8 protein-coding genes are annotated in these 7735 nt (G+C 71.9%); 3 read left to right on the forward strand and 5 right to left on the reverse strand.

The genetic code is table 11. The features are described from left to right. Window positions 1-70: 70 nt before the first annotated feature. From ABZU52_RS09630 to ABZU52_RS09640, 3 genes are all read left to right on the forward strand, one after another. Window positions 71-1192, forward strand: coding sequence for a hypothetical protein (locus tag ABZU52_RS09630; protein ID WP_354970630.1), 1122 nt, complete (start codon window positions 71-73; stop codon window positions 1190-1192). Continuing rightward, window positions 1165-1878, forward strand: coding sequence for a response regulator transcription factor (locus ABZU52_RS09635; RefSeq protein ID WP_354970612.1), 714 nt, complete (start codon window positions 1165-1167; stop codon window positions 1876-1878). Before ABZU52_RS09630 ends, ABZU52_RS09635 begins: the two co-directional genes overlap by 28 nt. 73 nt (window positions 1879-1951) lie before the next feature. Beyond that, a complete protein-coding gene (locus ABZU52_RS09640) occupies window positions 1952-2674 on the forward strand; it encodes a hypothetical protein (RefSeq protein WP_354970613.1) in 723 nt (240 codons plus the stop codon). On the opposite strand, the gene ABZU52_RS09645 is transcribed toward ABZU52_RS09640, so the two are convergent. The 5 genes from ABZU52_RS09645 to ABZU52_RS09665 form a co-directional block, all read right to left on the reverse strand. Continuing rightward, window positions 2556-3536: a DJ-1/PfpI family protein gene (locus tag ABZU52_RS09645; RefSeq protein ID WP_354970614.1), complete on the reverse strand. Its 981-nt coding sequence runs from the start codon at window positions 3534-3536 to the stop codon at window positions 2556-2558. The genes ABZU52_RS09640 and ABZU52_RS09645 overlap by 119 nt on opposite strands. Before the next feature lie 4 nt (window positions 3537-3540). Beyond that, window positions 3541-4149 (reverse strand): isochorismatase family protein, encoded by a 609-nt coding sequence (locus tag ABZU52_RS09650; protein WP_354970615.1) that lies wholly within the window; start codon window positions 4147-4149, stop codon window positions 3541-3543. 81 nt (window positions 4150-4230) lie between these two features. Further along, on the reverse strand, window positions 4231-4983 hold the full coding sequence (locus ABZU52_RS09655; RefSeq protein WP_354970616.1) for a lysophospholipid acyltransferase family protein: 753 nt from the start codon (window positions 4981-4983) through the stop codon (window positions 4231-4233). A 95-nt stretch (window positions 4984-5078) separates the two neighbouring features. Then, window positions 5079-7139 carry a glycogen debranching N-terminal domain-containing protein gene (locus tag ABZU52_RS09660; RefSeq protein ID WP_354970617.1) on the reverse strand — a complete coding sequence of 687 codons (2061 nt, stop codon included), beginning with the start codon at window positions 7137-7139 and terminating at the stop codon, window positions 5079-5081. Beyond that, entirely contained in the window at window positions 7139-7510 is a 372-nt protein-coding gene (locus ABZU52_RS09665; protein ID WP_354970618.1) for an SCP2 sterol-binding domain-containing protein, read from the reverse strand. Before ABZU52_RS09665 ends, ABZU52_RS09660 begins: the two co-directional genes overlap by 1 nt. Between the last annotated feature and the right edge of the window lie 225 nt (window positions 7511-7735).

Genomic DNA, 7735 nt, shown 5'->3' on the forward strand with positions numbered 1-7735 from the left:
CGCCCCGGCGCACCCCACCAACGCGCCGGAGGCACCACACCGGCCCAGCGTTCCGCCGCCCCGAGAGCCGATCTCCCCCGCGGCGCTCGCCGCGCCGGCCGCCGTCGCCCACGCCTCCGACCGGGGCGCCCGGATCGCCGCCGTCGCCATCGCGTTGGCCTGGCACGTCGCGATCGCACTGCCGGCGGTGCTGGGCGCCCGCGCGGAGTTCGCCGCGCCAACGGTGGTGCTCGGCGCCTGGATCCTCGTCGCGGCGACCGGCGCGGTGGCCGGGGTACGGCTGCTCCAGGGCTCGCCGCTGCCGCCCTGGCCGCTGGCCGCGCTTCTGCTGGTCGTCGACGCGGCCGTCTTCGCCGCCGCGGGTGAGCGGCAGTTGTTCACCGCCGCCAACTGGGTGTGGGGCACGCTCGGCTGGTTCTTCGTGCTGGCGGTGTGGGGTCGGCGCGTCGTGGGGCTGATCGCGCTGCTGAGCACGCACGCGTTGATCGCGCTGGTCGCCGTGCTCGGGCACGGCCCCGAGCCGGCCGACGTGGCCCGCTACGTGATGTACGTCTACGGCACGTTCTCGCTGCCGGTGGCGGTGTTCGTGGGCAGCACCGTCATCGTTGGCCTGGCTCGGGAGCGGGCCGCCGTCTCGGCCGCCGGTCACGCGATGGCCGCGGAGCGGGATGCCGCCGAGCGGGGCCTACAGGAACGCCGGGACCGGCTCGCCCTGGTCAGCTCGGCGGCCGGGCGGGTCCTCGGTGACCTGGCCGACGGCCAGGCCGACCCGGACGACCCGGAGGTGCAGCGCCAGTGCATGCTGGCCGCCGCCCGGCTGCGCCGACTGATCGCCGAGTCCGACGATGTGCCCGACCCGCTGCTGCACGAGTTGCGAGCCGCCGCCGACCTAGCGGAACGCAACGGCCTACCGATCGACCTGGTCACCATCGGCACCCCGCCGCCGCTGCCGGTGGAGGTCCGCCGCCGGCTGGCCGACCCGCTCACCGGCACCCTGGCCGACGCCCGGGGATGGGCGCGACTGACAGTGGTCTCCGGCGCGGACGAGGTGGTGGTCAGCCTCGTCACGCCGGACCGGGAAGGGCCGGAGGCGACCGGCCCGCCCCCGGGGGCGCACGACGACGGCCCGGTGCAGTACCTCTACGAACGGGACGGGAACATCAGATGGGCGCAGACCCGGTGGCGGCGGTGACCGGCGATCGGCCGGTCGGGGTGGCGATCGTCGACGACCACCCGGTGGTGGTCGAGGGAGTCCGCGCCTGGCTCGCCACCGAGCCGCGGCTCACGGTGCTCGCCACCGGCGACGACCCGGACGAGGTGCTGCGGGCGGCGCCGGACGCCGACGTCGTCCTGCTCGACCTGCGGTTGCACGGACGGATGGCGTTGGACAAGTTGGCCGAGCCTAGCGCCGCCGGGCGGCGGGTGGTGGTCTATTCGGAGCACACCGACCCGGAGACGATGCTCGCCGCGCTGGACGCCGGGGCGGTGGCGTTCCTGGCCAAGCACGAGGGCCGGGAACACTGCGTGGAGACGGTGCTGGCCGCCGCGAGCGACCGCCCGTACGTGCCACCGGCGCTGGCCGGGGCGATGGTCGGCGACCCACGACCGGACCGGCCGATGCTCTCCGACAAGGAGCGAGAGGCGCTGCTGCTCTGGTTCCAGTCGATGTCCAAGGCGTCGGTGGCTCGACGGATGCAGATCAGCGAGCACACCGTGAAGCAGTACGTCGACCGGGCGCGGATCAAGTACACCCGGGCGGGGCGGCCAGCCGCCACAAAGGCGGCACTACTCGCCCGCGCGATCGAGGACGGCCTCGTCCGCCCGGAGGAGATCGGCATCTACCGGTCACAGGCGACACACGACCGGCCGACCCCCTAACAGGCGTCATGACAGGGGCCCTTGCGGTCCGCCAGGCTTCAATACACAGCCAGCTGACCGGAAGGTCGTGACGATGCACGCCGACGCTTCCCCCTTCTTCATCGGTCCCCACCGGTTCGACGCCCCGGACGACGACGTGGGCCCGACCCTGGACCGCCACTACAACCTGCGACCGAGGCCCGGTGAGCGGCTGCTCGGGCGGTACCGGCTTCTGGTCGCCGGCTACCTGCTCGGGCCGAGCGAGGCGCGCTGCCGTTGGCAGCTGCCCGAGCCGGTCGCCGTGACCGTCACCGATCAGCGGATCTGCTGGGTGGGCAGTGGCTTACAGCTGTCACTGGTCGCCGACGGCACGCACCGGGCCCGACCGCCCGCTCGGCTGAACGGCCTGATGAGCGGGCAGGTCCGCTGGCAGTGGCCGTCCCGGTTGGAGCTGCCGGCAACCGCGCAGGACGCGTCGGCGCAGCTGCTGATCGTCTGCGACGCGCTGCGCACCATCCAGCAGCCGGCGTTGGTCCTCAGCGGAGCGGCCGCCGAGGTCGTGGCGCTGACCCGGGAGGTCCGCCGGGCGGTGGCCATGTTCCGGCTCACCCGTCCACAACTGGTCGACCTCTCGGCCCAGGAGCGCGACGTGCTGCTGCTGCGGGCCGGCCCCGGTCTGCTGTCCGGCGACAGCCGGATCACGCTGCCCGGCTCGTTGCCTGTGGAGTTCTTCTCCCGGGACGACTACTACCGCTCGAGACCGGAGCCGACCTCGTGGGACGGGCTCGCAGGCGGCGCAGCATCCGGGCATCGGTGAATCCGACGGCCCGGGCGGCGGCCTCCACTGTGCTGCCGTGCCCGATCAGGTGCTCGGCCCGTTCCACTCGGAGCAGCTGCTGATAGCCGAGCGGGGTGAGGCCGGTGCTGGCCCGGAACAGCCGGGTCAGCGTTCGTTCGGCCACGCCGCCGGCGGCGGCCAGCTCGGCCAGGGGCAGGGGGTCTGCGTACCGGCTGTCGATCAGATCCTGCACCCGGTGCACCGAGTCGGACAGGTGTGAGCGGTGCCGCATCAACGCGCTGGCCTGCGGCTCGTGCCCGTTGCGGCGGGCGTAGACGACAAGCGTGCGGGCGATCTTCGCGGCGGTCGCCGGGCCGTGCCGGATCGCCACCAGGTGCAGCGCCACGTCGATGCCACTGGCGATGCCCGCCGAGGTGACGACCCGGTCGTCCACCACGTACAGCACGTCGCGGACGACCTGGGCCGCCGGGTGCCGGCGGGCCAGGTCGTCCTGCACCTCGTGGTGGGTGGTGCAGCGGCGGCCGTCGAGCAGCCCGGCCCGCCCGAGCGCGTACGCCCCGGCGCAGACGCTGGCCACCGTGCCGCCGGCCGCGTGGTGCTCGGCGAGCCGCCGCAGGTCGCGGGGGGACACCGGCCCCTGCGGCCCGTGCGCCGCCGGCCGCCAACCGGGCACGATCACCAGGTCGTCCGGGGCCAGCTCGGGCCACCCGGTGTCGGCAACCAGCGGTACGCCCTGCACGGAGGGGACCTGCTCGCGCTCCGCGACGTAGTGCAGCTGGTAGTCGTACCCGAGGTCGGCGGCGCTGGAGAAGACCTGGGCCGGCCCGGCGAGGTCCAGCAGGTGCAGCTGTGGGACCAGCAGGAAGACGACCCGGGTCACGACGTCAGCCCCGGCTGCCGGCGAGGGTCGCGCCGGTGACCTCGGCCACGGTACGGATGGTCGCGAAGCGGCCAGCCAGCGCGTACTCGGTGCGGGTCACGATCTCCTCGTTGGTCAGGGTGCGCGGGTCGGCGAGGATCTCCTCCACCGTCGCGGTCTCCGGCAGGTCCCGGTGGGGGATGGGGAAGGTCAGCGTGGCATCGGTGACGACTGTCATCCGGTAGCCGAGGTCCGCGCCGACCCGGGCCGTGGTCTCCACGCACTGCTCGGTGCGAATGCCGCAGACGGTGATGTCGACGATGCCCGCCTGGGTGAGCAGTTGCTGGAGGTTCGTGGTGGTGAACGCGTTGTGCGCCGTCTTGACCAGCGTCGGCTCACCCTCGGCGGGGGCCAGCCCCTCGATCAGCCGCACGTAGCCGAGGGCGGGGTCGAACAACCCGCCAGTGCCGGGCTCCGAGTGCAGGACCCAGACCACCAGGTCGCCGCGTTGCCGGGCCGCAGCCACCAGCCGGTCGACCTGGCGGACCATGTCGGGGTTGGAGCCGTACGCCCAGATCGGACGCTGACGGAAGGACTCTTGCACGTCGATCACGACGAGTGCTGCTCTGCTCATGACGTCGATCCTGGCCGGACGGCGTTCGCGCCGGCAGACACCATCCTGCCCGGGTACGGAACGATCCGGCCAAACTCGGCGTCAGGCGCTGGGGGTGCGTTGGTCGGCGACGGCGTCCAGGGCGGCGGCCTCCTCCGGGGTGGGCGCGCTGCCGCCCAGGTGCGCGGGCTGCCACCAGGTGTCGTCCGGGCCGGCCGGAGCGTCCGGGTAGTCCCGCTGTGCCCGGTCGACGAGGGCGCTGAGCCGGGTGGTCAGCTCGGCGGCCAGCACGTTCGGGTCCGGGAAGTCCGCCGGGTTGATCGGCTCGCCGATCAGGATGGTGATCGGCGTGTGTCGGCGGGTCAGGGTGCGCGGGCGACCCTTGGTCCAGAGGCGCTGGGTGCCCCACAATGCGACAGGCAGCACCGGCACCTTCGCCGAGCGGGCCATTCGGACCGTGCCGCTCTTGAGCTCCTTGACGGTGAACGACCGGCTGATCGTCGCCTCGGGGAAGACGCCGACGACCTCGCCCTGCTTGAGCGCGCTCACGGCGGCGCGGAACGAGGCCGCGCCGGCCTGCCGGTCCACCGGGATGTGCCGCATGCCCCGCATCAACGGGCCGGAGATCTTGTGCGTGAAGACCGAATCCTTGGCCATGAACCGCACCAGCCGACCCGACGCGTTCGCGCCCAGACCGGCGAAGATGAAGTCGAGGTAGCTGACGTGGTTGCTGGCCAGCACCGCCCCGCCCGTGCGGGGTACGTGGTGGGCGCCCTCGATGGTGATCTTCAGGTCGAGGACCCGGAACAGCGTCTTGGCGGCGGCGATAACGGGCGGGTACACGAGCTCCGGCATTCGCAGAATCTACCCTGACCGGCTGAAGATCGGCTGGGTGGCGAGCCGACGGCGACGCGGGGCGCGCGCCACCGCCGGTTCGGCGGTCGGGTCGGTCAGTCGCTGAGCTTGTCCAGGTCCAGTCGGCCCCGGGCGAACGCGTCCACCCGGCCCCAGCGACCCGGGATGTCCAGCACCTCGATGCGGCCCATCCCCACCGGCAGCCGTGGCTCGACCGCCAGGTGACCCTCGTGCGGCTCCAGACCGAGCATGGTCCGCAGCAGCAACAGCGGCGCACCGGTCGACCACGCCTGCGGGCTGCACGCCGTCGGGTACTCCACCGGGAACTTGGTCAACTCCCGCGGGTAGCCGCCGAACGCCTCCGGCAACCGGCCATCAAAGTACGTGGCCGCGTCCAGGATGCCGTTGGCGATGGTCGCGGCCTCCTCGGCGAAGCCGTAGCGGCGCAGACCCCAGGCGATGAACGAGTTGTCGAACGGCCAGATCGTGCCGTTGTGGTAGCCGATGGGGTTGTACCGCGCCTCCCCCTCGGCAAGCGTGCGCACTCCCCAACCGGAGAAGAGCCGCGGCCCGACCAGGTGCGCGGCGAGCTTCTCCGCCCGTTCGGGTTCGACGATCCCACTCCACAACAGGTGGCCGATGTTGGAGCTGAGGATGTCGCACTGGCGCCCGTCCGGGTCCAGGGCCAGCGCGAAGTACTCGCCGTCGGCCACCCACCAGTCCCGGTTGAACCGCTCCTTCAGCTCCGCCGCCTCCCGCTCCAGTTGGTCGGCGAACTCCGGGTCACCCCAGAATTCGCGAGCCAACCGGGCCGCGCGGACCTTCGCGTCGTACGCGTACCCCTGCACCTCGCAGGTGGCGCGCGGGAACGGCGGCAGGGTGCCGTCGGAGTAGGAGATCGAGTCCCAGGAGTCCTTCCAGCACTGGTTCTCCAGGCCGGTGTCGGTGTTGCGGCGCTCGTACCAGATGTAGCCGGTGCCGACCAGGTCGGCGTAGTTGTCGATCCACCTCAGCGCCGCCCGGGACTCCTGCTCCAGTTCCTTGACCAGCGCGACGTCCCCGCTCCACCGCTCGTACTCGTCGAGCAGCACGATGAACAGCGGCGTCGCGTCCACCGAGCCGTAGTACGGCGAGTGTGGCTGCTCCTCGAAGGCCGCGGTCTCGCCGTAGCGCATCTCGTGCAGGATGCGCCCCGGGTCCTCGTCCCGGAAGTCGTCGAACCGGCTGCCCTGCAGGGACGCGAGGAGGCGCAGCGTCGTCTTCGACAACTGCGGGGTGAACGGCAGTGTCTGCAGGCAGGTGAGGATGCTGTCCCGGCCGAACATGGTCATGAACCAGGGCAGACCGGCGGCCGGCAGGGTGGCGCCGCCCAGCGACAGCGGCGAGAAGCGCAGCGCCGCAAGGTCGATCAGGCTGCGCCGGTAGGTGCTGGCCACCCGGCCGTGCTCACTGTTGACCTTGGGTGCGTCGGCGATCCACTGCTCCAGGTCGTGTTGCAGGGCCAGCCGCTCCGTACCGTGCACGCGCAACCCGAGACGCAGGTCCCGGCCACCGGGCCCGACCGCGTGCGTCTGGACGTCGATCGAGGCTTTCCATTGCTCGTTGGGCTCCAGGTGGACCGTGTACGCGAAGCCCTTGTTGTCGTACCGGGGCTCCATCGTCGAGGAAACCACCGTCTCCCGGCGGAAGTTGCCCCGGCGGTACCCCAGGCGCAGCCGGTCCGACTCCACCTCGGTGTAGATCTCGCCCTTCTTGTTCAGAATCTCGTCCTTGACCTGGAACAGGTCGGCGAAGTCCGACGCCGCGTCCATCCGGACTTCCAGGTCGACCGGCTTCTCGTCATGATTGAGGATGGTCAACTGCTCCCGGAAGCTGCCGCCCACCGCGCGCTCCCTGATGATCGACAGCTTCGCGTCCACGTAGTGCGTGGCCATGCCCGGCACCAGGAAGAATCGCGACTCGAAGTACTGCAGGTCGTCGAAGGAGAGCGAGTTGAGTCGCTCACCGTTGACGGTGAGCACCCAGGTCGACAGAAACCGGGTGTCGATGGAGAAGAGCCCGGTGGGCTCGCTCGGTGTCGCCTCGATGTCCCCGGTGTCCTCGCAGACGACGAACGTGTTGCCGTCCAGGATCCGGATCGTGTTGCTCTGCCCCATCAGTGCACCTCCCCGGCGAAACGCCGACGCGGCCCACGGGCGTCCGGGGAACCCGGGAAGATCCGCTCCACCTGTACGACGAGCCGAGCGTCGCCGGTCACCGTCATGTCCCCCCGCAACAGCGCGGCCAGGCCGTGCTCACGCCCGGAGGCGATGTCGTCGAAGAGGACCGGGGTGGCACCGATCACCGTGTCGGCCTCCTGGTCCTCCTGACTGACGTTCAGCCGGCCGTGATCGATCCTCAGCAGCCAGTGCCGGGTCTGCGCCCCCTCGTTCAGGTCGATCCGCAGCGTCCCGGAGGTCTTGGCCAGCAGTGGTTCGTACCCCCGCCGGTCCAGGTCCTCGAAGAACCTCGTGGTCGCGTCCACCATCGGGTCCACTCCTCCCAGTTGCCGAGCCGGGAATCCCACCCACCGCGCTCGCGTCACGCGGACGGCCGGCGTTGCACGGGTCCCCGCCGCTCCCCCGCCCAACCTCGCCCAAATCGGGTGAACCCCAACCCCACCCCACCCCGCCCCACCCCACCCCGCCCCGCGCCGCCCCGCCCCGCGCCGCCCCGCCCCGCGCCGCCCCGCCCCGCGCCGTTGATCAAGAAG

The sequence above is a fragment of the Micromonospora sp. NPDC005220 genome (assembly GCF_040607895.1).
Lineage (GTDB): Bacteria > Actinomycetota > Actinomycetes > Mycobacteriales > Micromonosporaceae > Micromonospora.

Excerpts from the sequence above, each read along its gene's own strand:
- ABZU52_RS09635 (WP_354970612.1), top strand. The coding sequence starts at position 1,165 with ATGGGCGCAGACCCGGTGGCGGCGGTGACCGGCGATCGGCCGGTCGGG.
- ABZU52_RS09640 (WP_354970613.1), top strand. The coding sequence starts at position 1,952 with ATGCACGCCGACGCTTCCCCCTTCTTCATCGGTCCCCACCGGTTCGAC.
- ABZU52_RS09650 (WP_354970615.1), bottom strand. The coding sequence starts at position 4,149 with ATGAGCAGAGCAGCACTCGTCGTGATCGACGTGCAAGAGTCCTTCCGT.
- ABZU52_RS09660 (WP_354970617.1), bottom strand. The coding sequence starts at position 7,139 with ATGGGGCAGAGCAACACGATCCGGATCCTGGACGGCAACACGTTCGTC.
- ABZU52_RS09655 (WP_354970616.1), bottom strand. The coding sequence starts at position 4,983 with ATGCCGGAGCTCGTGTACCCGCCCGTTATCGCCGCCGCCAAGACGCTG.
- ABZU52_RS09665 (WP_354970618.1), bottom strand. The coding sequence starts at position 7,510 with ATGGTGGACGCGACCACGAGGTTCTTCGAGGACCTGGACCGGCGGGGG.